Here is a 25739-nt window from a genome sequence, read left to right on the forward strand (position 1 = left end):
GCTCTTCGTCGTAAGGGTGAGGGGCCGCCCGCCAGGGGCGCCCGCCACCGCAGGAGATGATCCGCATGCAGTACCTCGTTTCCGTGATCTTCGAGGAAGACGGCCGGGCCACCCCCGAGGAGGAGGCCGCGATCGACGTCTTCAACGACCGGCTGGTCGCCGAGGGCCACTGGGTCTTCGCCGGCGGCCTCGGCGCCCCCACGACGGCCACCGTGATCGACAACCGGGGCGGCGAGACGCTGTTCACCGACGGGCCCTTCGTGGAGTCCAAGGAGTTCCTCGCCGGGTTCTGGATCATCGAGGCGGCCGACCTCGACGTCGCGCTCGGGCTCGCCGCCGAGGGCTCCCGGGCCTGCAACCGCAAGGTCGAGGTCCGGCCGTTCCTGTGAGCGGCGCCGGCGTCCACGACGCGATCACCCGGGCCCACCACGACGAGTGGGCGCGGGTGGTCGCCGCCCTGACCCGGCGCTTCGGCGACCTCGACGTCGCCGAGGAGGCGGCGGCCGAGGCGTTCGCCGCCGCCGTCGAGCGGTGGCCCGCCGACGGCGTGCCGGCCAACCCCGGGGCCTGGCTGACCCTGACCGCCGGCCGCCGGGCGATCGACCGCGTCCGCCGCGAGGGCAAACGCGACGACCGGCACCGGGAGGCCCTGATGAGGTACGACGACGACCCGCCCGAGCCCCTCGGCGCGGTCGGCGACGAACGGCTGCGGCTGATCTTCACCTGCTGCCACCCGGCGCTGGCGATGGAGACCCGGGTGGCGCTGACGCTGCGCATGGTCGCCGGGCTGACCGTGGCCGAGATCGCCCGCGCCTTCCTGGTGCGGGAGACCGCGATGGAGCGGCGGATCACCCGCGCCAAGGCCAAGATCAAGGACGCCCGCGTGCCCTACCGGGTGCCGTCGGCGGCCGACCTGCCCGTCCGCGTCTCGGGGGTGCTCGCCGTCCTCTACCTCGTCTTCAACGAGGGGTATCTCGCGACCGGTCCCGGCGCCGACCCGATCCGGCCGGGCCTGACCGCCGAGGCGATCCGGCTCACCCGCCTGGTCCGCGCCCTGCTGCCCGACGACGGCGAGGTGGCGGGGCTGCTGGCGCTGATGCTGCTCATCGAGGCGCGCCGCGCCGCCCGGGTCTCCCGGACCGGCGAGCTGGTCACCCTCGACGAACAGGATCGCGGGGCCTGGGACGCCGGGCTGGTCGCCGAGGGCCACCGGCTGGTGCGCGAGCGGCTGGCCGCCGGGGTGGCGCCGGGCCGCTACCAGATCCTCGCGGCGATCAACGCGGTGCACACCTCCGCCCGCGACGTGCGCGACACCGACTGGTCGCAGGTGGTCGCCCTCTACGACCGGCTCGTGCGGCTCGACCGCTCGCCCGTCGTGGCGCTCAACCGGGCGGTCGCGGTCGCCGAGCTCGACGGGCCCGACGTGGCGCTGGCGGCCGTCGAACGGCTCGGCGGGGACCTGTCCGGTTACCACGCCTTCCACGCGACCCGGGCCGACCTGCTGCGGCGGCTCGGCCGGAGCGCGGAGTCGCGGGCGGCGTACGCCGCGGCGATCGAGCTGGCGGGCAACTCCGCGGAGGTCGCGGCGCTGACGCGCCGCCGCGACCGGCTGGCGGGTTAGAGCCAGCCGTTGTGGCGGGCCACCCCCGCCGCCTCCACCCGGTTGCGGGTGCCGGTCTTGCCGATGGCCGACGACAGGTAGTTGCGGACCGTGCTCTCCGACAGGTGGAGCCGGGCGGCGAGGTCGGCGATGGTGGCGCCGTCGCCCGCGATGGCCAGGATCTCGCGTTCGCGGTCGGTCAGCGGGCTCGGCCCGGCCGACAACGCGGCGGCGGCCAGCACGGGGTCGACGACGCGTTCGCCGCGCAGCACCCGGCGTACGGCGTCGGCGAGCTCCTCGACCGGGCCGTCCTTGACGAGGAAGCCGCGCGCCCCGGCGTCCATGGCCCGGCGCAGGTAGCCGGGGCGGCCGAACGTGGTGAGGATCAGCACCCGGCAGCCGGGCAGCCGGTCGCGCAGGTCGGCGGCGGCCTCCAGGCCGCCCCGGCCGGGCATCTCGATGTCGAGCAGGGCGACGTCGGGCCGCGTCTCCAGGGCGGCGGGCACGACCTCGGTGCCGTCGCCGACCTGGGCGACGACCTCGATGTCGGGTTCGAGGCCGAGCAGCAGGGCCAGGGCGCCGCGCATCATGCCCTGGTCTTCGGCCAGCAGCACACGGATCATCAGGGGGTGGCTCCTTCCGGGACGCCGACGGTCAGCCGGAACCCCCCGGCGGGGGCGTTCCCGGCGGCGAACCGGCCACCCGCCGCCTCGACGCGTTCGCGCAGGCCGCCGAGCCCGTTGCCGGAGGCGGTCCCGCTGATCCCCGTGCCGATCCCGGCGCCGTCGTCGGCGATGGTCAGCTCCGCGCCGTCGCCGACGACGAGCGTGATGGCGCAGGTGCGGGCGGTGCTGTGGCGGATCACGTTGGTGACGCCCTCGCGCACCGCCCAGCCGAGCAGGGCGTCGGTCTCGGGCGGGAGCGGCCTCTCGGGGTCGCGCAGGGTCAGCTCGATGCCGGCCGCGGTCAGCGCGTCGCGGGCCGAGGCGAGCTCGGCCGCCAGCCCCCGGCCCCGGTAGCCGGTGACGGCGGCCCTGACCTGGGTGAGGGCCTGGCGGCCGATCTCCTCGATGTCGGCGGCCTGCCGGGCGGCGGCCGCGCCGTCGCTCGGAGCCAGCCGCCGGACCACCTCGGCCTTCACGACCATGACCGACAGGGTGTGGCCGAGCAGGTCGTGCAGGTCGCGGGAGAACCGCAGGCGCTCCTCCGAGACGGCCACCCGGGCGAGCTCCTTCCGGGTGGCCTGGAGCTCGGCGATGGTGTCCCACAGCTGGACGATGATCCACGGCACCAGCCCGGCGACGAACACCCCCCACCCGGAGAAGGCGACGTTCAGCCCGCCGACGTCGGTCCTGATCGCGGCCAGGATCGCGACGGCGGTGAGCGGCAGCAGCAGCGCCACCCCGGGCCAGCGGCGCACGATGGCGCCGGTGAGGACCGCGCTCATGGTGAGGGTGAAGGTCCAGGAGCCGCCGAAGGCCAGGGCGGCGGCCGCGCTCGCGACGCCGAGCAGGGCCAGGGTGAGGTGCGACTGGCGGCGGGCGGTCCAGAGGTAGAGGGCGAGGATCGCGACCACGGCCGCCCAGCGCGGGACCGAGGGCCGGACGACCGTTTCGAGGATGGGGAAGGCCATGAGGAGGGCCCAGAAGGCGAACCCTCCCTGACGGGGTGTCATGCGCTCCTCCCGGCACGGCGGAAACCGTACAAAGCGTAGAGGGTGAAGACGGCGGTCCACCCCAGCAGCAGGAGCACCGACCGCAGTGAGGGGGCCTCGCCGAAGAGCACCGCCCAGGGAAGGTTCGCGTACGCCGCCACCGGGCTCCACTCGCTCACGGTCTGCAGCCACCCGGGGAAGTTCGCGGCCGGGAACCACAGGCCGCCGACCACCGACAACGAGATGTATCCGGCCAGGTTGGCGGCGGCCGAGTTCTGCGGGCTCAGCAGATAGGCGTTGCCCAGGGCGAACAGGCTGAACGGGATCGTGCCGACCCACAGCAGCGCGGTGACCGCGACCCACTCGAACGGCGTCAGCGGCACCCCGTTGACCAGCCCTCCGGCGGTCAGCACGAGCAGGATCGAGGGCACCACGATGATCGCGCCGGTGGCGGCCTTGCCGGCGATGACCCGCCAGGCCGGGATCGGCAGCACGGCCAGCTGGGCCAGCCAGCCGAGGGCCTTGTCCTCGCTGGTGCCGGTGCCGTTGCTGAACGCGCCGCCGAGCGCGCCGTAGGCGGCCATGCCGACCATGCTCCACGCTGCGGCGGCGGCCTGCGCGTCGGGGCCCTGCGCGCCCATCGCGAGGTTGCTGAAGATCAGGTAGAGCACGACCGGCAGGGTCAGGCTCATCACGATGAAACCGTGGTCGCGCAGCATCTTGCGGACTTCGAGGCGGATGTAGGCGGTCATGCGATCCTCCCGGAGATGAGGGCGAGGAAGGCGTCCTCGAGGTCGCCGCCCTTCTTGATCTGGGCGCCGGTGCCGTCGGCGACGAGCCGGCCTCGGTGCATCACGACGATGCGGTCGGCGAACCGGTCGGCCTCGTCGAGGTGGTGGCTGGAGAAGACGACGGTGCGGCCGCTCATGGTCAGGCCGTCCCAGAAGTCGCGGCGGGCCTCGACGTCGAGCCCGGCGGTGGGCTCGTCGAGCACGAGCAGCTTCGGGTCGCCGGCCAGGGCCATGGCGAAGCGCACCCGCTGGCGCTGCCCGCCCGACAGCCGGTCGACCCGCGTGCGGTCGAGGCCGGTCAGCCCCGCCTGGGCGACGACCTCGTCGTAGGGGAGGGGCGCGGGGAAGACGGCGCGGGCGAACCGCACCAGTTCGCGCACGGTGACGCGGGGCGGCAGCCCGATCTCCTGCTGCATGACCCCGATGAGCCCCTCGTTGACGGCCGAGCGGGAGTCGCGCCCGAACAGGGAGGTGGTGCCGGCGTCGGGCGTGAGCAGCCCGAGCAGCACGCTGATGGTGGTGGTCTTGCCCGCGCCGTTGGGCCCGAGCAGGGCGAGGCGCTGCCCCTGGGGGACCGTCAGGCTGAGGCCGTCGACGGCGAGGACGTGCCGGTAGGCCTTGCGCAGGCCCCGGATGACGATGGCGTCGGTCATGTCGACGACGCTATTTCCGGCCGCCGCGCGGTCATAGGGAGCCGGATACCGAGATCGGCGGGACAAATGTCCTGCCTCTAGCGGAACAACCCCAGCTGCTCGGAGACCGGCGGCCGCGCCGGGAGCTCGGGCCGGCGGGCCGGGCGTTCCCTGATCCCGTGTCTGCGCGCCAGCTCGGCCACCTGGGCGGTGATGCGCTCCTGGTGGGCCTTGGGGGCGTAGGCGCCCCGCCCGTAGAGCTCCCGGTAGCGCGGCACCAGGCGCGGATGGTCGCGGGCCAGCCACTCGAGCCACCACTCGCGCGCGCCGGTGCGCAGGTGGAGCACCAGCGGGATGACCGCGGTGGCCCCGGCCTCGGCGATCTCCTTGACCGTCGCCTCCAGCTGGGCGGGGGAGTCGGTGAGGTAGGGCAGGATCGGCGCCATCAGCACCGAACAGGGCACGCCGGCCTCGTTGAGCGCGGCCACGGCGCCGAGCCGGGCGCGCGGGCTCGGGGTGCCGGGTTCGGTGGCCCGCCAGGCGGCGGGGTGGGTGGTGCCGATGGACATGGCGGTGGACACCCGGGTGCGCCGGGCGGCCTCGGCGAGCAGGTCGAGGTCGCGGAGGATGAGGGTGCCCTTGGTGAGCACGGAGAAGGGGTTGGCGAAGTCGGTGAGGGCCCGGATGATGCCCGGCATCAGCCGGTAGCGCCCCTCGCACCGCTGGTAGGGGTCGACGTTGGTGCCCATGGCGATGGGGTCGCCCTGCCAGCGCGGCGCGGCGAGTTCGCGGCGCAGCAGCTCGACGGCGTTGGTCTTCACGACGATCTTCGTGTCGAAGTCGTGGCCGGCGTCGAGGTCGAGGTAGGTGTGGGTGTTGCGGGCGAAGCAGTAGACGCACGCGTGGGTGCAGCCCCGATAGGGGTTGAGGGTCCATTCGAAGGGCACGCGGCTCGCGCCGGGGACGCGATTGACGATCGAGCGGGCGTGGATCTCGTAGAACGTCACGCCGCGGAACTCGGGCGTGTCGATCGTGCGGACGACCGCGCCCTTGGTGATCAGGGCGTTGTCGGCCTGGTCGGGGATGAGTTGGAGGTTGTCCCAGCGCATTGCCTGATTGGAACATCTGTTCGATCATGATCGCAACGGAAAGCGCGGGCAAATCGCGCCCCACCAAACGGCTAACGATCTTCTTTAGGGGGAACGACGTCCGCACACACCTTGCATCCCTGGGAGGTGCGCCATGTCCTGGTCGCAAGACGAGGAGCGGATGCTGGCGATGATCGAGCGGCACCTCACAGACGAGGATCCGCGGCTGGCCGCCCGTTTAGAGTCGTTCAACGAGCGGGTGGAGCGGGGCGAGCGCAATCGCCGCCGCACCGACAGGAAGAAACGCCGGTGGCGGCGGTCGACGGTGGTGATCGCGGTGAGCTGGTTGCTGATCGCGACGTTGATCGCGACGCTGCTGGTGATGGCCTTCCACAACGACGCGGCGGCGGTGCCCTTCTAGCCCGGCCGGACCGACCACCTCGGCCCCTTCCTCAGGGGCCGTCGCCATGTCGGGAGGCTGTTCTGTCGGTTGCGGCTGCCATCCTCGGCGGGTGACCGCGACGGCTGACGATTACCTCTGGTTCTACGACCGCTTCCCGGCTTTGGGGGAGGCCTACTGTTTGACCCTGGTCTCGGGTCTGGGCCCCGGCGACGTGGTGGAGCGGCTCGGCGCGACGAGCGATGAGCTCGTCGCGCGATGCGCTGATTGGATGGACGACGTCCCTCACGGAATGAGCCTCAACGATCTGGGCGAGGCGTCCATGGCCGGCCCGGGTCAATACGGCATGTGGGACGGCCATCTCTTCGGGGCCGTGGCCGTCGGAGACTGGTGTCTCATCGTCGAGCCGAACGACTTCATGGGAGTCGACGCGGCGATCGCCGGCCCGCTCTCGGAGGGCAGGCGACTCGTGTCCCACTTCCGCAACGTCAACGGGGTGAAGCGGTTCCACTGGATGGAAGACGGCGAACTCCGCCTGCGATTCGAGCCGCCCTTCGCCGCGACCCGCCATGGCGCCGATCCAGAGGGGGCGGTGGAGGCCATGCGGCTGGCCGGATTCGACCTCGAGGGCGAGGCACGGTGTCTCACGGCCGAGGATGTCCGAAGCCACATGGGGGCCGTCTTCGCGCTGGCCGAGAATCTGACGGGGGTCAGGCTGACGCCCGAGCTGCTCGCGGAGTCGGCCTATCTGGGTGCCGTCGCGCCACGCCCGAAGGGGTGATGGAAAATGCTTTGTCCGCGTCATTCCCCGATGTCTACAGTGACCCGCATGGCCTCTGACTTCTGCTGCCCCTTCTTCATTCGCATCCGCCACGGCCGGGCTCTGGCCCGCTAGCGGACGCGTTCTTCTCTGAACTGAGGGCATTTCGCGTCCCCTGCGCGCCCAGGGCCCTTCGAGACCCCATGAATCTCGAAGACCCAGAAGGGCAGTGCTGTGGCGCAGAACTTCGCGCACGGAAACTATTCGCATACCCAGAAGAAGGCCAGGAACAGCGGTGGCGGCCGTACGCCCGCCGACGGCGCGCGCCGGACGTTGTCGCAGAACTTCCTGGTCGACCGGCACGCCGTCGAACTGATGGTGAAGGCCGCCGCGCCGGAGGGGCTCGTGCTCGAGCCCGGCGCGGGGGAGGGGGCGCTCACGTTCGCGCTGGCCGAGACGGCGGCGCGGGTGATCGCCTACGAGATCGATCCCCGGCTCGCGGGGCGGCTCGCCTCCCAGACGAGAGACAACCAGGTCATCGAAGTGATCAGAGGTGATTTCACACGTGCGCGGGTACCACGGGAGTCGTTCGCGGTGGTGGGGAACATTCCGTATTCGGTCACTTCGAAGATCGTCGACTGGTGTCTTCGGGCGCCGGATCTATCGTCGGCGACACTACTGACCCAGCGCGAGTACGCCCGCAAGCGCACCGGCGACTACGGCCGCTGGAGCCTGGTCACGGTCGAGTCGTGGCCGTGGTTCCACTGGCGGCTCGGGCACACCGTCTTCCGTGAGTCGTTCCGCCCGGTCCCGTCGGTCGATTCGGCGATCCTGCGCATCGAGCGCCGGGCCGTTCCGCTGGTGTCCGGCCGCCGCTCCTACCGGGAGCTGGTCGAGCTGGGCTTCGGCGGGACCGGCGGTTCGGTGCGGGCCTCGCTGAAGACCCGCTACGACGGGGTCGACGCCGCCCTGGCGGCGGCGGGCGTGCCCCGCGACGCCGTCGTCGGCCACGTCCACCCCGACCAGTGGGTGACCCTGTGGCGGCACCTGTGCTGAACCGCTACGGGAGCCAGATCGCGGCGAGCTGCCGGGCGGCCAGCGCCGGCGGCGTGGCGCGCAGGAGCACGTCGCGCACCCAGGCGGCCGGGCCGGTCCGCGTGGTGAGCCGCGACTGACGGCTGGAGGCGGCCATGAGCCGGTTGGCCCGTGGCCGCCTCTCGGCGTCGTAGCGGGCCAGCCGCCCGGCCGCCTCGCCGGGCGCGGCCCCGTCGAGGTGGCGGACCACGGCGGCGGCGTCCTCGAACGCCTGGCTCGCGCCCTGCCCCAGGTCGGGGGTCATGCCGTGGGCGGCGTCGCCGAGCAGGCAGATCCGTCCGGTCGTGTACGTCTCCAGCGGCCGGGCCAGCCGGGTGATCGGGTCGACGTGGACGTCGGCCGCGGCCGTCGCCCGCAACACGGCGGGCACGGCCGGGTGCCAGCCCGCCATGAGCGCGGCCACCTGCTCGCGGGCCTCCTCCGGCGGGGGCACGGTCGCGGGCGCGGGGGCGTCGGTGAACCAGTACAGACCGTCGGCTCCCATCGGGAACAGGCCGAACATCGCGCCGCTGTGCCGGTCGACGAGGATCGCGGTGAGCAGGTCGTCGACGCCGGGGATCGCGCCGAGCGTGCCGCGCAGGTCGAGGCGGCCGGTCCGCACGGTGCCCGGATGGCCGGGGAACAGGCGGGCGCGCAGCCTGCTGCCGATCCCGTCGGCGACGACGACGGCGTCCACGACCTCGCCGCCGTTGACGGTCACGCCGTCCGGTCTCTCGGCGAGGTCGCTCACAGGCACGCCGGTGCGGATGCGATCGGCCGGGAGCCCCGCGCGCAGGACGCGGTGCAGCACGGCGCGGCCGATCACGATCGTGGGGCCGTACCGTTCCTGGGCCTTGGCGGCGTCGGTGACCAGGAGCGGGCGGCCGGCCCGGTCGCGCAGCCCGCCCTGGGCGGTCGGCGCGGCGTGCGCGCGCAAGGGGGAGCCCAGTCCGAGGGCGTCGAGCGCGGCGAGGCCGTTGGGCATGACGACGATGCCGGTGCCGGTCTCGCGGAGCTCGGGGGCGCGTTCGTAGAGGGTGACGTCGTGGCCGGTCAGATGCAGGCCGGTGGCGGCGGCTACGCCGCCCAGCCCGGCTCCGATGATCGCGATTCTCATGGGGGTCCCGTCATTCACTACGGTCGTACTACTACTGCTATTGGTAACATGACGGGGTGCCGCCCTCCAATCCGGACCGCCGCCGCGCCCTCGCCGACGCCGCCGTCCACCTGCTGGCCGCCTCGGGGGTGCACGGCCTGACCCACCGCACCGCCGAACGCGCGGCGGGCCTGCCGACGGGCACGGCCTCCAACTACTTCCGCGACCGCGAGGCCCTGCTGGTCGCCGCGGCCGAACGGGTCGTCGAGCTCCACCTGGCCGACATGGACGCCGCCGCCGACTGCCAGACCGGCGAGCCCGACCTGGCCGAGCTGCTGACCGAGTCGCTCCTGGCCGCGGCGACCGTGTTGCGCGACCGCTACCTGGCCATCTTCGAACTCCGCCTGGAGGCGGTCCGCCGCCCCGGGCTCAACCGGGCGCTGGAGGGCCTCCAGGAGGTGGCGACCGGCTTCACCCGGGGGCACCACGCCCAGCTCGGGCTCGCGATCCCGCCCGACCGGGTGCCGGCCCTGATCGCCCTCTACGGCGGCGCGCTGTTCACCCTGGTCACGGCCCCGGAGGGCACGGTCACCCGGGAAGGGGTCGAGCAGATCGTGCGCGCGATGATCCCGCCGTTGGGCTGACGGGAGGTCACCGGCAGGCGCTGGACTGTCTCACCACGGCCCGGGCCATGCGGTCGGCGCGGCGCTCGGCCGCCGCGAGCGGCTCCGCCTCGGGCTGCAACATGCCCTGCTGGAGATAGACCGCCAGGCCGTGGGCGGCCGCCGCGACCGACACGATGAGGTCGAGGGCGTCGGCCTCGGCCACGACGACGAGGCGCGCGACCGGCAGCAGGAGGTCGCGCAGGGCCGTTCCCGCCTCGGCCAGTTCCGGGTGGGCGGCCAGGTCGAGGCCCGCGCCGAAGGCGACGTCGAACAGCGCGCGCTCTTCGGCCGCGAAGCGCACGTACGCGACCGCGAACGCGGCCAGCCGGCCCTCGGCGTCCTCCCCGGACTCGATCGCCCGGCCGAACCGGGCGTGCTGGTCGCGGTAGGACCGGGCCGCGAGCGAGGCGAGCAGCGCGTCGCGGTCGGCGAAGTGCTTGTAGGGCGCCGACACGCTCACCCCGGCCCGCCGGCACGCCTCGGCGAGGGTGAACCCGTGGGGCCCCCGCTCGGCCACCAGTTCGAGCGCGGCCTGTTCGAGCGCGTTGCGGAGGTCGCCGTGATGCTGCCCCGATCGGCGCGGCTTGACAGTCATGGCATCGAGGTTAACACTCTTCACCTGGCCAAGGTTAATGCTATTCACCATGGCCTCGACCAGCTGAAAGGTGAGTCCTCTATGTCGTTCCCCTTGTCCACTCTCGGTGTCGGCGTCATCGGCCTGAGCGCCCGTGGCGGCTGGGCCTCGATCGCCCACGTGCCCGCGCTGAACGCCCTCCGAGACAGGTTCGAACTGCGCGCCCTGAGCACGAGCAGCGCCGAGTCGGCCCGGGCGGCCGGGGAGAGGTACGGCGTTCCGCTCGCCTTCGGCGCCGCCGAGGAGCTGGTGCGGCGCCCGGAGGTCGACCTGGTGGTGGTCTCGGTCGACGTCGCCCACCACCGTGACCTGGTCGCCACGGCGCTGGCCGCCGGCAAGCACGTGTTGTCCGAGTGGCCGCTGGGCCGGAGCCTCGCCGAGGCCGAGGAGATGGCCGCGCTCGCCGACCGCGCGGGCGTGCGCGGTTTCACGGGCCTGCACGGCCGCTCTCTGCCCGCCCTGCGGTACCTGCGCGACCTGGTCGCCGACGGCTACGTCGGCGAGGCGCTGTCCACCACCATGATCGGCTCCGGCATCCAGTGGGGGGCGACCGTGTTCCCCGGGGGCGAGCCGCAGCTCCACCCCGCCAACGGGGTCACCATGCTCACCAGCCCCTTCGCGCTCACCGTCGACGTGCTGACGATGGTGCTCGGCGAGTTCACCGAGCTCACGGCCACCACGGCGGTCCGCCGCCCCCGCGTGACCACGGCGAGCGGGCAGCGCGTGCCGATGACCGCCGACGACCAGATCGCCGTCACCGGCCGCCTGGACGGGGGCGCCGTCGCCGCCGTGCACTTCCGCGGCGGCCTGCCGCGCAGCACCCCGTTCCACTGGGAGATCAGCGGAACCGAGGGCGACCTCCTCGTCACCGCCTCCAGCGGGCAGTTGTACTTCCCGCCGCCCGTCATCAGCGGCGCCCGCCTCGGCGACCCCGGGCTCGCCGAGCTGCCCGTGCCCGCCGGGTACGAGAGCGGGCCCGCCCTGGCCGCCCACTCCGGCGGCCCGGCCTACGCCGTCGGCCACGCCTACGCGACCCTGCACGCCGACCTGACCGGCGGCCCCCGGGTCGCGCCCGACCTGCGGCACGGCGTGCGCCGCCACCGTCTGCTCGACGCCGTCGAGCGCGCGGCGGCCACCGGCCGGCGGGTCCTGATGTGACCGGTCAGGGCTCCGGGCGGGTGATGGCCGGGTGGAGGGCGACGACGATCCGGTGGTCGCGGCCGCCCTGCGCGTGCTCGTCGTGGTAGCGGGAGACGAGTGAGGCCACGGCGGCCGAGAGCTCCTCGGCGAAGGCGGCCCGGTCGCGGGCGCTGGAGAAGCGCACCGTCCCGTCGATCGCGAACGTGGCGACCTTCTGCTGGGCGCGCTCCGAGCGGGTGATCAGCGCGCCGACGTCCTTGACCAGCTGGGCCGCCACGGCGAGCAGCCAGGCCGCCGACAGGCGGTCGGGCCGCCGGGACGGGTCGGGCTCGACCGCCCCCAGCGCGGCGGGGGAGATCACGTAGGACCCGGCGGTCGCGCGCATGACCCGCTCGGTCACGTTGCCCTTGCGGCGCTCCTCGACGAGCTCGACCAGGCCGTGCTTCTCCAGCGTCTTGAGGTGGTAGTTGACCTTCTGCCGGGGCAGGCCGATCTTGACGGCGAGCTGGGTGGCCGAGCCGGGTTCGGCGAGTTCGGCCAGGATGCGGGCGCGGACCGGGTCGAGGGAGACTTCGGCGGCCGCGGGGTCGTCGATGACCGCCACTTCGAACATGGCCTCAGGTTCTCACCGACAAGAAAACTTGTCAAAAGCCTCGCAGGAAGTCGGCCGCCACCGGTGCGGCCACCTTGCCGCCGCCTCCGCCGCCCTCGACCACCACCGCGAACGCCACGTCGTCGCGGTACCCGTGGAACCAGGCGTGCGAGGGCAGCTTGGGCCCGCTGCCGTATTCGGCCGTGCCCGTCTTGCCGTAGGCGCCGCCGGGCAGTCCGGCCGCCTTGGCGGTGCCCTTCGCGACCACGGCCTGCATCATCCCGCGCAGGTCGTCGGCCACGCCGTCGGGCAGCGGCCGCTCCTTGGCCTTCTGCTTCAGGCCCGGCACCAGCGTCGGGGGCCGCCAGGTGCCGTCGGCGACGGCCGCCGCGACCGAGGCCATGATCAGCGGGCTGGCGATGATCTTCGCCTGGCCGAACGACTCGGCGGCCAGCTCGGCGTCGGAGGTCGCCTTGGGCATGCTGCCCTTGCTGGCCGGCACGCCGATGTTGAGCGGCTGGTTGAAGCCGAGACTGCCGGCGACCTCGTAGAGGCCCTCGGCGCCGAGGTGCTCCTGGGCCAGCGGGGCGAAGGTGGTGTTGCAGGAGTAGGCGAAGGAGTCGCTGAAGCTGATCGAGCCGTACTCGGCGTTGTCGCTGTTGCGGATCTTCAGCCCGCCGACGTTCGCGTTCTCCGGGCAGGTCACCCGCTCACCGGGGCCGACCCCCTTGGCCAGCAGGGCGGCGGCGGTGACCGTCTTGAAGGTCGAGCCGGGGGCGTACTGGCCGTTGAGGGCGCGGTTGAAGTCGCCGCGGTTGTTGGCGATGGCCAGCACCTCGCCGGTCGAGGGGCGCACGGCCACGAGCGAGGCGGGCTTCTCCAGGTCGCGGATCGCGTCGGCGGCGGCGTTCTGGATCCGCATGTCGAGGCTGGTCTTGACCGGCTCGCCCTCCTTGCCCTTGATCGACTCCAGCGGCTTGTCGCCGGCCATGACGTCGGTGGTGGGCGTGCCGGCCAGCCGCTTCTGGAAGGTCTCCTGCAGGCCGCCGCGCCCGATGGCCTGGTTCTTCCGGTAGGCGGGACCGAGCTTGGCGACGTCCTTGGCGGTCGCCTTGTCGAGGAACCCGGCCAGCTGCTGCACCGACCCGCCGACGTCGGCGCCGTCGATGCGGTCGCCGTCGGCGTCGGTCAGCGCGGCCCGCTGCGGCCAGGTGGTCTTCAGCGCCAGCTTGGCGGTGCCGTCGATGCCGGGGTGGAGCGCCTGCGGCTTCCAGTCGACCTTCCAGTGCCGGTCGAACACGACCAGGTCGAAGGTGCCCGTGTACGTCCAGGGCCCCACGTCGGCGATGTCGAGGGTCGCCGTGTAGGACGCCTCGTAGCGGTCGTCGCCGGCCGGCGCCACCTGGCCCAGCTCCACGTCCTTGACGGTCGCCTTGAGATCCTTGGCGATCGAGGCGGTCAGCGTGTCGAACGTCGCCGGGACCGGGGTCACCAGCTGCGTCTTCATCGCCGCCAGGTCACTGGCCGCCCAGGCGGCGGCATAGAGCCGGGCGGTCTCCTGAGGGGTGCCGCGGGTGTGCAGCACCCACCAGGCGCCGGCCCCGCCGCCCGCGGCGGCGACCACGCACGCCACCGAAATGATCGCTATCGTTCGTCCCCGCACGGCGACGAGCTTAGCGAATTCGTTACGAATTGGGCCGTTTCGCGTAACTGGGCACGTACTCCTGGCCGGACAGCTCACGGATGGCGTCCATGATCTGGTCGGTCACCTCACGCCGGTCGCGGGCCTTGGCGGCGTCGCCCTCGAAGGTCATCGGCTTGCCGATCGTGACGTCGATGCGGTGGACGCGGGGCACCGACGCGCCCGGCGGCAGCACCTTGTCGGTGCCCGCCAGGGCCACCGGCAGGACCGGCGCGCCGGTCGTCAGGGTCAGCCAGGCCACGCCGATCTTGCCCTTGTAGAGGCGGCCGTCGGGGGAGCGGGTGCCCTCGGGGTAGATGCCGAACAGCCCGCCGTCGTCGAGGATTCCGGCGGCGGCGTCGAGCATCGCCTGGGCGGCGCCGGCGCTCTCGCGGTCGATCGCGATGTTGCCGCTCATGATCATGCGGGTGATCGGGCTGCCGGTGAAGTACTCGTTCTTGGCCACGAACGTCACCGGGCGCGGCATCAGCGCGGGCAGGAAGAAGGAGTCGAGCGCCGACAGGTGGTTGGCGGCGATGATCGCCGGGCCGGTCGCCGGGACGTGCTCCATGCCCACGACACGCGGACGCCAGACGGCGTGCATCACCGGGACGCTGATGACTTTGGCGACGCGATAGAACAGCGACGACAACGGGGGCTCCTCCCTCGGTTGACCGCTCCAAGCCTAGGTGTCGCCGGGACCGAGAGACGACGATGCCCCGCGCTGGGGCGGGGCATCGCTGGAGAACGTTTTAGGCCGGTGTGGTGGTCGCCTCCTCGGCGAGATGCACAACACGGTTCCAGCCGAACGGTATTCCGTGAAGGCGGTATATGCGGCCCGGGGGACACATCCACACCGGCACTACGTAGTTAACCACACGCGGGGGCTCCCTGTTCCCGGGCCCGTAGGCTGGCGGCATGCCGATCACGCTCCGCGCCCTCAACCGTGCCCTGCTCGCCCGCCAGGGACTGCTGGAGCGGATGCGGCTCCCGCTGCCGGCGGTGGCCGAGCGGATCGGCGCGTTGCAGATGCAGTATTGGCCCGCGCTGGGCCCGGCGCTCTGGAGCCGCACCCACGAGGTCGCGCCCGAGGCCCCCTGGCACGCCCACTCCACCGGCGACCTGGTCACCGGCACCTTGTTGCGCGGCACCATCCACACCGTCACCCCGGCCGACTACCCCGCCTACGCGGCGGTGTCGGCGGCCTCCAAGGTGGGCTCGTTCCGGGCCGGTCCCGAACCCGAGATCGGCGAGCTGCTCGACCTGATGCGCGAGATGGGCGCCACCCCGCGCCCGGTGGCCGACCTGGTGGCCGCGATCGACGCGTGGGTGGTCGCGCACCCGGGCGTGTTGTCCGACCGTGAGATCGAGCTCCAGCGCCTCTACCGGTGGACGTCGGTGATGATGCGGGCCGGGTTCGTCCGCGTCCCGGCCGAGGGGGCGTGGTCGAAGCGCACCCCGATGTTGTTCGCGCTCGGCCCGGCCAAGGAGTTCCCGCCGCTCGCCGAGGCGCTGGCGCTCGTGGTCCGCCGCCACCTGGGGGCGTTCGGGCCGGCCGCCGCCGAGGACGTCGCCTCGTGGATCGCCTGGAACATCACGCCGGTCCGGGCGGCCCTGGAGGCCATGCCCGACTTGGTGACGTTCACCGACGACGACGGCCGCACCCTCTACGACCTGCCCGGCGCGCCCCGGCCGGGGGAAGACGCCGAGGCGCCGGTCAGGCTGCTGCCGTGGTTCGACAGCACCCTGCTCGCCTACGCCCCCGGCCGCCGCGCCCGCATCCTGCCCGACCCTCACAAAGATCACGTCTACGTGAAGGCCAACGGCCAGCTCAAGCCGTCGTTCCTGGTCGACGGGAGGGTCGCCGGGCTCTGGACGATGACGACGGCGAAGGGAGGGGCGGTGACGCTGGTGCTGACCCCGCTGGAGCAGGTGCCCATCCTGGCCAAGGCCGAGCTGGTCGCCGAGGCCAAGCGGCTGCTGGAGTTCACCCACCCCGCCGCCGCCTCCCACGAGGTGGTGTTCCGGGGTTAGAGCCCGCGCGCCATCCGCCGCCGGGCCAGGTGGAGCCCGAGCAGCGCGGTGACGACGGCCGCCGCCGCGCCCCCCACGACCGGCGCGTCGAGGAACCGGCCGGCGAACAGGGCGCGTTCGGCCTCCACGACGTAGGTGACCGGGTTGAGCGCGGCGGCCGTCTGGAGCCAGCCCGGCCCGTTCTCGACCGGCAGCAGCACGCCCGACAGCAGCAGCAGCGGGAACATGACGACCTGGGTGACGCCGTAGAACAACTCCCCGCCGGGCGCCGAGACGATCGCCAGCACGAACGACAACCCGCCGAGCCCGATGCCGAACACGACCAGCAGCGTCAGCCCGGTCAGCACGCCCGGCACGTGCAGGTCGAGGCCCAGCGGGACGGCCAGCCCGATGATGAGGACCGCCTGGGCCAGCAGGACGACGAACTCCTTGAGCGTCCGGCCGACCAGCAGGGCGGTCCGGCTGACCGGGGTGACCAGCAGGCGCTCCATCGAGCCGCCGATGAGGTCGAGGAGCAGGAAGTACCCGGCCATCAGCGGCCCCGACAGGCACATCATGATCAGGATGCCGGGCACGAACCACTGCCAGGCGGGGCCCGGGGTCTGGGTGCCCTGCTCCAGCAGGGGCCCGAACAGGTAGAGGAACAACAACGGCTGGGCCATGGTGAAGACGAGCGAGAGGGGATCGCGCCAGACGGGGGCGAACTCGCGGCTGAAGATCGTGGCGGTGTCGCGGAGGAAGGTCATGGGTCAGGCGTCCTCGTCTTCGATGGTGCGGCCGGTCAGGGCCAGGAACACGTCGTCGAGGGTCGGTCGGGTGCTCTCGGCGGCCTCGGCCTTCAGACCGGCCGCGTCGAGGGCGCGCAGGAACTCGGGCAGCGCGCGGTCGGCCGCCGCGACGCGCAGGGTCAGCCGGGGGCCGTCGGCGGCGATCTCGGCCGCGCCGGGCAGGCCCGCCGCCAGTTCGGCCGCGCGGGGCGCGTCGGCCGGGTCGTGCAGGGTGACGGTCAGGCGGTCGCCGGCCAGGTCGGCCTTGAGCGCGCGGGCGGTGCCGTCGGCGATGATGCGACCCTGGTCGATGACCACGACGCGTTCGGCCATCGTGTCGGCCTCCTCCAGGTAGTGGGTGGTCAGGAACAACGTGGTCCCGTGGTCGGCGCGCAGGCGCAGGATGTGCGCCCAGATGTCGGCGCGGCTGGCCGGGTCGAGGCCGGTCGAGGGTTCGTCCAGGAACAGCAGGGGCGGGCGGTTCATCAGGCCGAGCGCGATGTCGAGGCGGCGGCGCTGGCCGCCCGACAACGTCGACGGCTTGCGGGCGAACAGGCCGTCGAGGCCGACCACCGTCAGCAGCTCCTCGGCCCGCGACCGGGCATCCCGGCGGGTCAGGCCGTAGCAGCGGCCCTGGGTGACCAGCTCGTCGCCGATCCGGAAGGCCTCGCCGGCGCCGCCCTTCTGGCCGATGTAGCCGATCCGGGCGCGCACGGCCGCCGCCTCGGTCGTGACGTCGTGACCGGCCACCCGGGCGGTCCCGGAGGTCGGCGGCAGCAGGCCGGTCAGCATCCGCAGGCAGGTCGACTTGCCGGCGCCGTTGGGTCCGAGGAAGGCCACGAGCTGACCGGCCTCCACGTCGAGGTCGACGCCGCGCACGGCGTCGACCGAGGTCTTCTTGAGGGTGTACGTCTTGGTCAGGCCACGGGCATGGATCATGGACAGTCCTTCCAGCGGGCATGCCGAAGAAACCCCTGGTGGGGGGTGGTTGGGGATCGCTCCATCCTGACCGGCCCCGGGGGCCGCAGGCAAACGTGAAAAGTACGTTCACGTTTGGCCTGACCTGCGGAAACGCCGCAGAGTGGCCGGGGCGTACCGAGGGTGAAACCGGCCGTGAGCTGGGCGGCAACCGGTTTTTGAAGATTTTTTGATCGGGGGCGATACGGTCGGTTCCATGAAGTACGCGCTGATGATCTACGGCACTCAGGCGGGCTGGGCGGCGTTCTCGCCGGAGGACTTCCAGACCCTCGTCGACCGCCACGACGCCTGGATCGCCAAGCTTCGCGAGAGCGGCGAGCTGGTGCTCGCGCAGGGGCTCGAAGGCGAAGAGCAGGCCAGGTCCGTCCGGCTGCGCGACGGCGTCCCCGTGGTCACCGACGGGCCGTTCGTGGAGGCCAAGGAGTTCCTGGCCAGCCTCTACATCGTCGAGTGCTCGGCCGAACGGGCCGTCGAGCTGGCGGCCGGGCTGCCGGAGGCCGAGTTCTCCGCCGTCGAGGTGAGACCGGTGTACGAGGGCGCATGACCGGCGTCGACGCGGTGACCGACCGCCTGCTGCGGGAGCTGGCGCCGCAGGTGCTCGCGGTGCTGGTCCGCCGCTGGGGGCGCTTCGACGCGTGCGAGGACGCCGTCCAGGAGGCCCTGCTGGCGGCGGCGCTCCAGTGGCCCGTCGAGGGTGTGCCGGCCAGCCCGAAGGCGTGGCTGGTGACCGTGGCCGGCCGCCGCCTGGCCGACGAGGCGCGCAGCGACGAGGCGCGCGAACGCCGCGAGGAACGCGTCGCGGCGATGCCCGGCCCGGGCGACGACGTGGAGCTCCACGACGACACCCTCACCCTGTTGTTCCTGTGCTGCCATCCGTCGATCTCGCCGTCGTCGCAGGTCGCCCTCACGCTGCGGGCCGTCGGCGGGCTGACGACCGGGCAGATCGCGCGGGCGTTCCTGGTGCCCGAGGCGACCATGGGCCAGCGCATCAGCCGCGCCAAGCAGTCGATCAGGGCCGCCGGGGCCCGGTTCGAGCCGCCTCCGGTGGCCGAGTGGGAGGGGCGGCTGGCCGTCGTCCTGCACGTGCTCTATCTGATCTTCAACGAGGGCTACGCCGCCAGCGCCGGAGAGGGGCTCCTCGACGTCGAGCTGACCGCCGAGGCGATCCGGCTGACCCGGCGGCTGCACGCGCTGCTGCCCGGCGACGGCGAGGTGTCCGGGCTGCTGGCCCTGATGCTGCTCACCGACGCCCGCCGCCCCGCCCGCACCGGCCCCGGCGGCACCCTGATCCCGCTCGCCGAGCAGGACCGTTCCCGCTGGAACCGGGCCCTGATCGCCGAGGGCACCGACCTGATCACCGAGACCCTGCGCTCGGCGTCGCTCGGCCCCTACCAGGTGCAGGCCGCCATCGCGGCCGTCCACGACGAGGCCCCCAGCGCCGACCAGACCGACTGGCGGCAGATCCTGGTCCTGTACGCCACCCTCAAGCGCTTCTGGCCCGGCCCCATGGTGTCGCTCAACCACGCCGTCGCGGTCGCCATGGTCGACGGCCCGGCGGCCGGCCTCGACCTGCTCGCCGAGGTCGAGGAGGACGCCCGGCTGAAGGGCCACCACCGGGTGGAGGCCGTCCGGGCCCACCTGCTCGACATGGCCGGCGACCCCGACGCCGCCCGCGCCGCCTACGCCAAGGCCGCGCGGCAGACCGCGAACCAGCCCGAACGCCGCTACCTGGAGCACAAGGCACGCCAGGCCGACCGCAGAATGGACAGGTGATGCGAGAACTCGCCGGCCTGGTCGGCGACGGGGGAGTGGTGGTCCTCAGCGGCGCGGGGCTGTCGACCGAGTCGGGCATCCCCGACTACCGGGGCGAGACCGGCCGGGCCCGCCGCGCCGACCCGATGACCTACCAGACCTTCACCACCAGCGCCGCCGCCCGCCGCCGCTACTGGGCCCGCAGCCACGTCGGCTGGCGGCACATGGGCCGCGTCGAACCCAACTCCGGCCACCACGCGGTCGCCCGCCTCGAAGAACTCGGCCTGGTCGACGGCGTGGTCACCCAGAACGTCGACGGCCTCCACCAGGCCGCCGGCACCCGCCGCGTGGTCGAACTCCACGGCGGCCTCGACCGGGTCGCCTGCCTGAAGTGCCGGGCGCGCATCCCGCGTACCGAGCTCGACGACCGCCTGAAGGCGGCCAACCCCGGCTTCGACGCGGCCGTCGGCCCCATCAACCCCGACGGCGACGCGGTCGTGCCCGACGAGCTCGTGGCCGGGTTCACCGTGGTCGACTGCACCGGCTGCGGCGGCCTGCTCAAGCCCGACGTGGTCTTCTTCGGCGAGAACGTGCCCCAGCCGCGCGTCGACGAGTGCTTCGGCATGGTGGCGGCGGCCCGGCTGCTGCTGGTGCTGGGCTCGTCGCTGGCGGTGCGCTCGGGCCGCCGCTTCGTCGACCGGGCCGAGGCCCTCGGCATCCCGATCGCGATCGTCAACCAGGGCCCGACGGGCGGAGACGCCCAGGCGCTCCTGAAACTCGACGCGCCGCTGGGCGAGACGCTCACGATCTTGGCCGGCGGATCGGCCTTCAACACTTCACGGGGCACGGCCGTCTAGGTGAGGTGAGCCCCGACCCCGACTTCGCCGCGTTCGCCGCCGAACGCGCCGACGCCCTCTTACGGTACGGCTACGTCCTGAGCGGCGACCCCCACGACGCGGCCGACCTCACGCAGGAGGCGCTGGCGCGGCTGCACCGGGTGTGGCCCCGCGTCCGGAGGAAGGACAACCCGGAGGCCTACGTGCGGGTCGTCATGGCCCGGCTGCACATCAGCGTGTGGCGGCGGCGCCGCCGCGAGAGCCTGGCCGTCGACCCGCCCGACGGGGCGTGGGAGGACGAGCACCCCTCCGACCGCGAGCAGGGGCTCTGGCGGGCGCTGGCGGGGTTGCCGCGCAAACAGCGCGCCGTGCTCGTGCTGCGCTACTACGAGGACCTGACCGACGCCGAGATCGCCCAGGTGCTGGGCATCGCGCGCGGCACCGTCCGCAGCCACGCGAGCCACGGCCTGGCCCGCCTGCGCACCGTCATCGGAGCACGCGAAGCCGACAGGAGCGCGCGATGAGCCAGGAACACGACCCGCGCCCGGCCTCCGGGCAGCCCGCGACGACGCTGGAAGACGACCTGCGCGCCACCCTGCGGCGGGCCGCGGAGAACGCCCCCCACGCCCTGCCCGGCCTGCTGGCCGGAGTCGGCCGCCGAAGCCGCCGCCGGGCGCGGACCCGGCTGCTGGCCTCGGCCGCCGCCGTCGCCGTGGTCGTGACCGGCACGGTCCTCGCCGTCCGGCACGAGAGGCCCGAGCCCGTGGTGATCAACCCGTCCCTGCCGGCCATCACCCAGGAGCAGGTGGTGGGGTCTCCACCCGTGGAGGAGGTGTGGCCCGGCGCGGTGCAGGTCGTCCCGGCCTCCCTGAAGACGGGCAAGCGCCTGCGTCCGCTGCTCATCGCCGATGCGCAGACCACGCTGCTGACGACCTGGAGCTCCCACGAGAGGGCCAGTGCCGTCTACGCCTACGACCAGCGCACCCGCGAGACACGTCAGGTCACGGTCGTGCCCTCCCGCAAGGGCGAGATCGCCGACGGTTTCGTGATCGTCGGCGACCGGCTGCTCTGGCACGTCAAGACCGACACCTCGGCGACCCTGTGGCGGGCGCCGCTGGCCGGTGGGCCCGCCGAGCGGCTGCCCGGCATCCTGCCGCACGTGCCGTGGGCCACCGACCTGGTCGGCGACCGTCTCGTCTACTCCGCGGGCGACACCGGCGTCTTCAGCGTCCCGGTGACAGGGGGTGATCCCACGCCGGTGCCGGGCGGCGAGGGGCTGCACCTGCTGGAGTGGCCGTGGGCGGGCGACCCCCTGCTGCCCTCCGACGGCGTGCAGGGCGTGCGCTTCGGCCGGCTCGTCAACCTGGAGACCGGCGAGGTCAGCCACGCCGCCCGCACCCCCGGCGACGCCTACGTGGTGTGCGGGGTGACCACCTGCTCGGGCCTGCACGCCGACGGCACGCCCTACGTGCGCGCCCGCGACGGTTCGGGCGAGCGGAGGGTGCCGGAACTGGCCCATGGGCTGGCCGCCGACCGGTTCATGGCCGCGCACGTCACCGGGCGGGCCGAGGCCGAACAGTACGTCATCGACGTGGCCACCGGCAGATCGGGCAGCCTGGAGCTCAACGTCACCCTGGAGGGGGGCGAGACGTCATACACCACGATCGGTCCCACCGTCGACGACCGGGACATGCTCAGCGCGCATCGGACCGGTGACGACACGTTGGTCTTCATCGACCTGCGGCGGATAGTCTCGGGCCCGTGATCGACGAGATCGGCGCCGTGGCGGCGCGTCATCTGGGCCGTCCGGCCCGGTCGGTGGTCAAGCTCGGCGAAGGCTGGGACAACGTCGCCTACGAGGTCGACGGCGACCTCATCGTGCGCGGCAGCAAGGAGGGCGGGCCCGCGGAGGTCCGCCGTGAGGCCGCGCTGCTCGCCGTCGTCGCGGAGGTCTCACCCGTGCCGACCCCTCAGGTCCTGTTCGTGGACGACGAGGCGGGCGTGATGGCGTACCGGAAACTGGCGGGAGAACCCCTCGACAGCCGGCTCGGGATCGCGGTCGCCGCGCCACTGGGGGCCTTCCTCGCCGCGATGAACGCGGTGCCCAAGGAGCGGGTCGCCGGCCTGGTCGAGGTCGACGACGACCCGTTCTACGCCTGGCTGGCCGGCACGATCGAGGAGTACAAGGAGGTCGTCGCCGAGCACGTGCCCGACGACCTGCGGGCGCCCATCGAGAAGTTCCTCCGCGACGACCCGCCGCGCAACGAGAGCAAGACGCTGGCGTTCTGCCACAACGACCTCGGCGCCGAACACGTGCTGACCGACGGCACGACCGTCACCGGGGTCATCGACTGGACCGACGCCGCGATCTCCGACCCGGCCTACGACCTCGGGCTGGTGCTGCGCGACCTCGGCCCCGAGGTGTTCGCCGAGACGCTGCGCCACTACCGCGCCCACGGCGGCGACGCCGGGCCGACCGCCGAGACGCGGGCCCGCTTCTACGCCCGCTGCGCGATCATCGAGGACATCGCCTACGGCCTCACCCAGCCCGGCGCCCGCCACTACGCCGACGAGGGCCTGGCTCACCTGTCCTGGACGTTCGCCGACAACTGACGCAGCACCCGCATCGTGTCGCCGGCCCGCTCCGGCGGCACGAACAGGTGGTCGTGGAAGTAGGCCGACACCGCGTTGCACGGGATGCCCTCGGCCGTCAGCGCGGCCGTGATCGCGGCCAGCATGCCGACCGCCGCCAGCGACGAGTGCACCCGCAACGTGATCCAGCGGCACGGGAACACGCCCTCGGCCTGCCCCTCGGGCACCACCAGGGTGACGCCCTCGGGCTCGTGGAAGGTGAACACCGGGGTGAGGCCGGGCGGCGGCTCGGCGGCGGTCGCGAAGACGTAGACGCCGTCGTGGAGCACGGGGTCGAGGGTGGCCAGCAGGGTCGCGAGGTCGTGCTCGCCGGGCGTCGTCATCCGATGACCGCCGCGACGATCTGCGACGGGTCGCGTTCGAGGTTGTCGCGGCTGTGGATGTAGATGTCGGTGGTCGACGAGCTCGAGTGGCCGAGCGCCTGCTGCAGCTGCTTGACCGACGCGCCCCGGTCGCTGGCGACCGTCGCGAACGTGTGGCGCAGCGCGTGGGGGGTCACCTTCGACTCCAGACCGGCGGCCTTGGCGACCTTCACGACCAGGCGGTAGGCGTCGGCCCGGTCGAGCGCCCGGCCGCCCGCCGTGGCGAACAGCGGGCCGGTCAGCCGCTCCCTGGCGACCCCGGCCCGGCGGGCGCGGTCGTCGAGGTAGGCGTCGAGAGCGGCCGCGGTGGCCGGGGGCAGGTTGCGCACGCGGGTCTTCTGCCCCTTCCCGACGATCTTGAGGGTACGGTGGCCGCGCTGATGCCCCAGGTCGTCGATGCCGGCCGCCAGCGCCTCCGACACCCGCGGCCCCAGCTCGATCATCAGCCGGATGAACGCGGCCGTGCGCAGGGCGGTCGGCCCCGTCGTCGCGTCGGCCGCCGCCACGAGGGCCCGGGCCTCCTCTTCGGTCAGCCCGACGGTCTCCGACTGGAACCGTTCGACCTTGGGGCGGCGGACCCGCGTGAAGGGGTTGGACTCCAGGACGCCCTCGTCGGTCGCGTAGGCGTACCAGGAGGAGATCGCCGACAACTTCCGCGCCAGCGTGCGCGGCGAGACCGGCCCGAGCCAGCGGGCGAACGCGTCGCCGTGCACGCGGATCGCCCGCAGCGGGTGGACCTCGTGCCGCTCGCAGAAGGCGAGCCACTGGGCCAGGTCGGAGCCGTAGGCCGACCGCGTGTGGGGTGAGGCGAACGACAACAACCAGGCCCGGGTGAGCCGGTCGAGCACCGCCTCGCCGTCACGGGCCACCACGCCGTCGATCACCCGTTCGGGCAGACTCATGATCGTCAGGATACTCCGGCCCGCGCCAGCAGCAGCGCCCTCTCACGCTCGTTGCGCGTCAGCTCCGCCGCCCGCCGGAACTCGGCCCTGGCCTCCTCGTCGCGCCCCAGCCGGGCCAGCAGATCCCCCCGCACGCTCGGCAGCAGATGGTATGCCTGCAAGGCTGGTTCGCCGGCCAGTTCGTCGACCAGCTCCAGCCCGGCTTCGGGACCGTAGGCCATCGCCAGCGCCACCGCCCGGTTCAGCTCGACGACCGGCGACGGGGCGAGCTGTTCGTAGAGCGCCGCGATACGCCCCCAGTCGGTCGCCTCGGCCGTCTCGGCCCGCGCATGGCAGGCGGCGATGGCGGCCTGCAGGGCGTAGGGCCCCGTCCCGGCCCGGTCGAGCGCCGCGAGCCCGGCGGCGATGCGGCCGCGGTCCCACTTCGCGCGATCCTGGTCGGGCAGCAGGATCGGGTCGCCGTTCGCGTCGGTCCGGGCGCCGAGCCGCGACGCCTGGATCTCCAGCAGCGCCCGCAACCCGTGCACCTCGGGCTCGCGCGGCAGCAGCTCCTCCAGCAGCCGGGCCAAACGCAGCGCCTCCTCGCAGAGGTGCGGCCTGATCCAGTCGTCTCCGGCGGTGGCGGTGTAGCCCTCGTTGAAGATCAGGTAGACGACCTCAAGCACCGCTTCGAGGCGCTCGCCCAGCTCCTCCCGTCCCGGCACCTCGAACGGCACCCGCTCCTTGGCGAGGGTCTTCTTCGCCCGCGAGATGCGCTGCCCCAGCGTGGCCTCCGGGGTCAGGAACGCCCGGGCGATCTCGTCGGTGCTCAGCCCGCCGAGCAGCCGCAACGTGAGCGCCACCCGCGACTGCGTGGTGAGAACCGGATGACAGGCGACGAACACCAGCCGCAGCACGTCGTCCTCGATGGCATCGGGCTCGGGCTGCTCCTCGACGTCGGTGAAGGTCCGGGCCAGCTCGGCGAGCTTCTCGTCGTGCCGCTCCCGCCGCCGGAACAGATCGACGGCCCGGCGCTTGGCGACGGTCGTCAGCCAGGCGCCCGGGTTGTTCGGGACGCCGTCGCGGGGCCACTGCTCCAGCGCCGCGACCATCGCGTCCTGGGCCAGCTCCTCGGCCAGGGCGACGTCGCCGGTGAGCCGCGCCAGCCCGGCGACGACCCGGGCCGCCTCCTCTCGCCAGACCTCTTCCACCGCTTGGTGCGCCTTGTTGGTCACCGCGCCATTCCACCAGACTGGGCGGATGCGATTCATGATCATGGGCCGGGGGAGCGAGGCCAGCGAGGCCGGGGTGCTGCCCAGCGACGAACTGATCTCGGCCATGGGGGCGTACAACGAGGCCATGACCGAGGCCGGCGTTTTGGTGGCGGCCGAGGCGCTGCACCCGATGACGCGGGGGGCGCGGATCTCGTACCGGAAGGGCAAGGCCGTCGTCATCGACGGGCCTTTCACGGAGACGAAGGAGGTCATCGCCGGGTTCTGGATCATCGAAGTGGGGTCCAAGGAGGAGGCGGTGGCGTGGGCGCTGAGGATGCCTTATGTGCAGGACGGGGAGGAGGGGGTGGAGATCCGGGAGGTGTTCGAGGTGCCGGAACTCGATGAACGGATCGCGGGGGAACGGGCTCGGGGGGAGCGGTGAGGTGTTGCGGGGAG

At 73.0% G+C, this 25739-nt stretch carries 30 protein-coding genes; 15 read left to right on the forward strand and 15 right to left on the reverse strand.

All coding sequences use genetic code 11. From position 1 onward, the window contains the following. Positions 1 to 65 precede the first annotated feature (65 nt). Together AW271_RS04835 and AW271_RS04840 are read left to right on the forward strand one after the other, a co-directional pair. The gene (locus tag AW271_RS04835; RefSeq protein ID WP_062332291.1) at positions 66 to 389 is read left to right on the forward strand and encodes a YciI family protein; all 324 of its coding nucleotides are present in this window, start codon (positions 66 to 68) and stop codon (positions 387 to 389) included. Next, complete coding sequence (locus AW271_RS04840; protein WP_062332294.1) at positions 386 to 1621, forward strand: RNA polymerase sigma factor; 1236 nt, start codon at positions 386 to 388, stop codon at positions 1619 to 1621. Before AW271_RS04835 ends, AW271_RS04840 begins: the two co-directional genes overlap by 4 nt. Here AW271_RS04840 and AW271_RS04845 read toward each other — a convergent pair. From AW271_RS04845 to AW271_RS40565, 5 genes are all read right to left on the reverse strand, one after another. Further along, the gene (locus tag AW271_RS04845) at positions 1618 to 2223 is read right to left on the reverse strand and encodes a response regulator transcription factor (RefSeq protein WP_062332297.1); all 606 of its coding nucleotides are present in this window, start codon (positions 2221 to 2223) and stop codon (positions 1618 to 1620) included. The genes AW271_RS04840 and AW271_RS04845 overlap by 4 nt on opposite strands. Then, a complete protein-coding gene (locus AW271_RS04850; protein WP_062332300.1) occupies positions 2223 to 3275 on the reverse strand; it encodes a sensor histidine kinase in 1053 nt (350 codons plus the stop codon). Before AW271_RS04850 ends, AW271_RS04845 begins: the two co-directional genes overlap by 1 nt. Continuing rightward, the gene (locus tag AW271_RS04855; protein ID WP_062332303.1) at positions 3272 to 4006 is read right to left on the reverse strand and encodes an ABC transporter permease; all 735 of its coding nucleotides are present in this window, start codon (positions 4004 to 4006) and stop codon (positions 3272 to 3274) included. The genes AW271_RS04850 and AW271_RS04855 overlap by 4 nt, the downstream gene beginning before the upstream one ends. Then, positions 4003 to 4698 (reverse strand): ABC transporter ATP-binding protein, encoded by a 696-nt coding sequence (locus tag AW271_RS04860; protein WP_062332307.1) that lies wholly within the window; start codon positions 4696 to 4698, stop codon positions 4003 to 4005. Before AW271_RS04860 ends, AW271_RS04855 begins: the two co-directional genes overlap by 4 nt. Before the next feature lie 77 nt (positions 4699 to 4775). Continuing rightward, on the reverse strand, positions 4776 to 5786 hold the full coding sequence (locus tag AW271_RS40565) for an Rv2578c family radical SAM protein (protein WP_062332310.1): 1011 nt from the start codon (positions 5784 to 5786) through the stop codon (positions 4776 to 4778). A gap of 133 nt (positions 5787 to 5919) precedes the next feature. Here AW271_RS40565 and AW271_RS04870 point away from each other — a divergent pair, with 133 nt between their 5' ends. The 3 genes from AW271_RS04870 (at position 5920) to erm (ending at position 7981) form a co-directional block, all read left to right on the forward strand. Continuing rightward, a complete protein-coding gene (locus tag AW271_RS04870) occupies positions 5920 to 6186 on the forward strand; it encodes a DUF3040 domain-containing protein (RefSeq protein WP_062332313.1) in 267 nt (88 codons plus the stop codon). Between the two features lie 91 nt (positions 6187 to 6277). Further along, the gene (locus AW271_RS04875; RefSeq protein ID WP_062332316.1) at positions 6278 to 6946 is read left to right on the forward strand and encodes a DUF6461 domain-containing protein; all 669 of its coding nucleotides are present in this window, start codon (positions 6278 to 6280) and stop codon (positions 6944 to 6946) included. Positions 6947 to 7258: 312 nt separating this feature from the next. Beyond that, a complete protein-coding gene (gene erm / locus AW271_RS04880; protein WP_063817883.1) occupies positions 7259 to 7981 on the forward strand; it encodes a 23S ribosomal RNA methyltransferase Erm in 723 nt (240 codons plus the stop codon). 4 nt (positions 7982 to 7985) lie between these two features. Here the strand turns inward: erm and AW271_RS04885 are convergent, their stop codons facing one another. Next, complete coding sequence (locus AW271_RS04885; RefSeq protein WP_062332323.1) at positions 7986 to 9116, reverse strand: FAD-dependent oxidoreductase; 1131 nt, start codon at positions 9114 to 9116, stop codon at positions 7986 to 7988. 56 nt (positions 9117 to 9172) lie between these two features. Here AW271_RS04885 and AW271_RS04890 point away from each other — a divergent pair, with 56 nt between their 5' ends. After that, a complete protein-coding gene (locus AW271_RS04890; RefSeq protein WP_062332326.1) occupies positions 9173 to 9739 on the forward strand; it encodes a TetR/AcrR family transcriptional regulator in 567 nt (188 codons plus the stop codon). Positions 9740 to 9746: 7 nt separating this feature from the next. Here AW271_RS04890 and AW271_RS04895 read toward each other — a convergent pair whose 3' ends face one another. Beyond that, positions 9747 to 10355 (reverse strand): TetR/AcrR family transcriptional regulator, encoded by a 609-nt coding sequence (locus tag AW271_RS04895; protein WP_062332329.1) that lies wholly within the window; start codon positions 10353 to 10355, stop codon positions 9747 to 9749. 81 nt (positions 10356 to 10436) lie between these two features. Between AW271_RS04895 and AW271_RS04900 the strand changes: the two genes are divergently transcribed. Continuing rightward, positions 10437 to 11552, forward strand: coding sequence for a Gfo/Idh/MocA family protein (locus tag AW271_RS04900; RefSeq protein WP_157553901.1), 1116 nt, complete (start codon positions 10437 to 10439; stop codon positions 11550 to 11552). A 4-nt stretch (positions 11553 to 11556) separates the two neighbouring features. Here AW271_RS04900 and AW271_RS04905 read toward each other — a convergent pair whose 3' ends face one another. Genes AW271_RS04905 through AW271_RS04915 form a run of 3 tightly spaced genes read right to left on the reverse strand, consistent with a single transcriptional unit; the run spans position 11557 to position 14459 of the window. Further along, a complete protein-coding gene (locus AW271_RS04905; protein WP_174553066.1) occupies positions 11557 to 12147 on the reverse strand; it encodes an ArsR/SmtB family transcription factor in 591 nt (196 codons plus the stop codon). A gap of 31 nt (positions 12148 to 12178) precedes the next feature. After that, the gene (locus AW271_RS04910) at positions 12179 to 13789 is read right to left on the reverse strand and encodes a penicillin-binding transpeptidase domain-containing protein (protein ID WP_062332333.1); all 1611 of its coding nucleotides are present in this window, start codon (positions 13787 to 13789) and stop codon (positions 12179 to 12181) included. Between the two features lie 22 nt (positions 13790 to 13811). Further along, positions 13812 to 14459 carry a lysophospholipid acyltransferase family protein gene (locus AW271_RS04915; RefSeq protein ID WP_245652922.1) on the reverse strand — a complete coding sequence of 216 codons (648 nt, stop codon included), beginning with the start codon at positions 14457 to 14459 and terminating at the stop codon, positions 13812 to 13814. 266 nt (positions 14460 to 14725) lie between these two features. Between AW271_RS04915 and AW271_RS04920 the strand changes: the two genes are divergently transcribed. Beyond that, positions 14726 to 15841, forward strand: coding sequence for a winged helix DNA-binding domain-containing protein (locus AW271_RS04920; protein ID WP_062332336.1), 1116 nt, complete (start codon positions 14726 to 14728; stop codon positions 15839 to 15841). Here the strand turns inward: AW271_RS04920 and AW271_RS04925 are convergent. Both AW271_RS04925 and AW271_RS04930 read right to left on the reverse strand, forming a co-directional pair. Next, positions 15838 to 16587, reverse strand: a complete 750-nt coding sequence (locus AW271_RS04925) for an ABC transporter permease (RefSeq protein WP_062332339.1) — start codon at positions 16585 to 16587, stop codon at positions 15838 to 15840. The genes AW271_RS04920 and AW271_RS04925 overlap by 4 nt on opposite strands. Before the next feature lie 3 nt (positions 16588 to 16590). Next, a complete protein-coding gene (locus AW271_RS04930; protein WP_062332342.1) occupies positions 16591 to 17547 on the reverse strand; it encodes an ATP-binding cassette domain-containing protein in 957 nt (318 codons plus the stop codon). Positions 17548 to 17782: 235 nt separating this feature from the next. Here AW271_RS04930 and AW271_RS04935 point away from each other — a divergent pair, with 235 nt between their 5' ends. From AW271_RS04935 to AW271_RS04960, 6 genes are read left to right on the forward strand one after another with little or no spacing between them, the layout of a single operon-like run. Then, entirely contained in the window at positions 17783 to 18130 is a 348-nt protein-coding gene (locus tag AW271_RS04935; RefSeq protein ID WP_062332344.1) for a YciI family protein, read from the forward strand. Further along, a complete protein-coding gene (locus AW271_RS04940; RefSeq protein ID WP_062332346.1) occupies positions 18127 to 19359 on the forward strand; it encodes an RNA polymerase sigma factor in 1233 nt (410 codons plus the stop codon). The genes AW271_RS04935 and AW271_RS04940 overlap by 4 nt, the downstream gene beginning before the upstream one ends. Beyond that, positions 19359 to 20195 (forward strand): NAD-dependent protein deacetylase, encoded by an 837-nt coding sequence (locus AW271_RS04945; protein WP_062332348.1) that lies wholly within the window; start codon positions 19359 to 19361, stop codon positions 20193 to 20195. Before AW271_RS04940 ends, AW271_RS04945 begins: the two co-directional genes overlap by 1 nt. Before the next feature lie 5 nt (positions 20196 to 20200). Then, on the forward strand, positions 20201 to 20698 hold the full coding sequence (locus tag AW271_RS04950) for a SigE family RNA polymerase sigma factor (RefSeq protein WP_062332349.1): 498 nt from the start codon (positions 20201 to 20203) through the stop codon (positions 20696 to 20698). Next, complete coding sequence (locus AW271_RS04955) at positions 20695 to 21939, forward strand: TolB-like translocation protein (protein WP_062332352.1); 1245 nt, start codon at positions 20695 to 20697, stop codon at positions 21937 to 21939. Before AW271_RS04950 ends, AW271_RS04955 begins: the two co-directional genes overlap by 4 nt. Continuing rightward, positions 21936 to 22787 carry a phosphotransferase family protein gene (locus AW271_RS04960; protein WP_218007937.1) on the forward strand — a complete coding sequence of 284 codons (852 nt, stop codon included), beginning with the start codon at positions 21936 to 21938 and terminating at the stop codon, positions 22785 to 22787. Before AW271_RS04955 ends, AW271_RS04960 begins: the two co-directional genes overlap by 4 nt. Here the strand turns inward: AW271_RS04960 and AW271_RS04965 are convergent. From AW271_RS04965 to AW271_RS04975, 3 genes are read right to left on the reverse strand one after another with little or no spacing between them, the layout of a single operon-like run. Then, positions 22757 to 23149 carry an ACT domain-containing protein gene (locus AW271_RS04965; RefSeq protein ID WP_062332354.1) on the reverse strand — a complete coding sequence of 131 codons (393 nt, stop codon included), beginning with the start codon at positions 23147 to 23149 and terminating at the stop codon, positions 22757 to 22759. The two genes, AW271_RS04960 and AW271_RS04965, sit on opposite strands and share 31 nt — an antisense overlap. Next, complete coding sequence (locus AW271_RS04970; RefSeq protein WP_062332356.1) at positions 23146 to 24090, reverse strand: tyrosine-type recombinase/integrase; 945 nt, start codon at positions 24088 to 24090, stop codon at positions 23146 to 23148. Before AW271_RS04970 ends, AW271_RS04965 begins: the two co-directional genes overlap by 4 nt. A gap of 5 nt (positions 24091 to 24095) precedes the next feature. Then, positions 24096 to 25304: an RNA polymerase sigma factor gene (locus AW271_RS04975; protein WP_245652923.1), complete on the reverse strand. Its 1209-nt coding sequence runs from the start codon at positions 25302 to 25304 to the stop codon at positions 24096 to 24098. A 25-nt stretch (positions 25305 to 25329) separates the two neighbouring features. Between AW271_RS04975 and AW271_RS04980 the strand changes: the two genes are divergently transcribed. After that, complete coding sequence (locus tag AW271_RS04980) at positions 25330 to 25725, forward strand: YciI family protein (protein ID WP_062332363.1); 396 nt, start codon at positions 25330 to 25332, stop codon at positions 25723 to 25725. The last annotated feature ends 14 nt before the right edge of the window (positions 25726 to 25739 follow it).

The sequence above is a fragment of the Herbidospora sakaeratensis genome, assembly GCF_001570525.1.
Taxonomy (GTDB): Bacteria; Actinomycetota; Actinomycetes; order Streptosporangiales; family Streptosporangiaceae; genus Herbidospora; species Herbidospora sakaeratensis.

Bases quoted from the DNA above. Each gene is read 5' to 3' on its own strand.
- AW271_RS04845 (WP_062332297.1), bottom strand. From the start codon at position 2,223: ATGATCCGTGTGCTGCTGGCCGAAGACCAGGGCATGATGCGCGGCGCC.
- AW271_RS04835 (WP_062332291.1), top strand. From the start codon at position 66: ATGCAGTACCTCGTTTCCGTGATCTTCGAGGAAGACGGCCGGGCCACC.
- AW271_RS04860 (WP_062332307.1), bottom strand. From the start codon at position 4,698: ATGACCGACGCCATCGTCATCCGGGGCCTGCGCAAGGCCTACCGGCAC.
- AW271_RS04945 (WP_062332348.1), top strand. From the start codon at position 19,359: ATGCGAGAACTCGCCGGCCTGGTCGGCGACGGGGGAGTGGTGGTCCTC.
- AW271_RS04970 (WP_062332356.1), bottom strand. From the start codon at position 24,090: ATGAGTCTGCCCGAACGGGTGATCGACGGCGTGGTGGCCCGTGACGGC.
- AW271_RS04870 (WP_062332313.1), top strand. From the start codon at position 5,920: ATGTCCTGGTCGCAAGACGAGGAGCGGATGCTGGCGATGATCGAGCGG.
- AW271_RS04925 (WP_062332339.1), bottom strand. From the start codon at position 16,587: ATGACCTTCCTCCGCGACACCGCCACGATCTTCAGCCGCGAGTTCGCC.
- AW271_RS40565 (WP_062332310.1), bottom strand. From the start codon at position 5,786: ATGCGCTGGGACAACCTCCAACTCATCCCCGACCAGGCCGACAACGCC.
- AW271_RS04930 (WP_062332342.1), bottom strand. From the start codon at position 17,547: ATGATCCATGCCCGTGGCCTGACCAAGACGTACACCCTCAAGAAGACC.
- AW271_RS04935 (WP_062332344.1), top strand. From the start codon at position 17,783: ATGAAGTACGCGCTGATGATCTACGGCACTCAGGCGGGCTGGGCGGCG.
- AW271_RS04900 (WP_157553901.1), top strand. From the start codon at position 10,437: ATGTCGTTCCCCTTGTCCACTCTCGGTGTCGGCGTCATCGGCCTGAGC.
- AW271_RS04855 (WP_062332303.1), bottom strand. From the start codon at position 4,006: ATGACCGCCTACATCCGCCTCGAAGTCCGCAAGATGCTGCGCGACCAC.
- AW271_RS04905 (WP_174553066.1), bottom strand. From the start codon at position 12,147: ATGTTCGAAGTGGCGGTCATCGACGACCCCGCGGCCGCCGAAGTCTCC.
- AW271_RS04955 (WP_062332352.1), top strand. From the start codon at position 20,695: ATGAGCCAGGAACACGACCCGCGCCCGGCCTCCGGGCAGCCCGCGACG.
- AW271_RS04940 (WP_062332346.1), top strand. From the start codon at position 18,127: ATGACCGGCGTCGACGCGGTGACCGACCGCCTGCTGCGGGAGCTGGCG.
- AW271_RS04895 (WP_062332329.1), bottom strand. From the start codon at position 10,355: ATGACTGTCAAGCCGCGCCGATCGGGGCAGCATCACGGCGACCTCCGC.
- AW271_RS04850 (WP_062332300.1), bottom strand. From the start codon at position 3,275: ATGACACCCCGTCAGGGAGGGTTCGCCTTCTGGGCCCTCCTCATGGCC.
- AW271_RS04920 (WP_062332336.1), top strand. From the start codon at position 14,726: ATGCCGATCACGCTCCGCGCCCTCAACCGTGCCCTGCTCGCCCGCCAG.
- AW271_RS04965 (WP_062332354.1), bottom strand. From the start codon at position 23,149: ATGACGACGCCCGGCGAGCACGACCTCGCGACCCTGCTGGCCACCCTC.
- AW271_RS04885 (WP_062332323.1), bottom strand. From the start codon at position 9,116: ATGAGAATCGCGATCATCGGAGCCGGGCTGGGCGGCGTAGCCGCCGCC.
- AW271_RS04980 (WP_062332363.1), top strand. From the start codon at position 25,330: ATGCGATTCATGATCATGGGCCGGGGGAGCGAGGCCAGCGAGGCCGGG.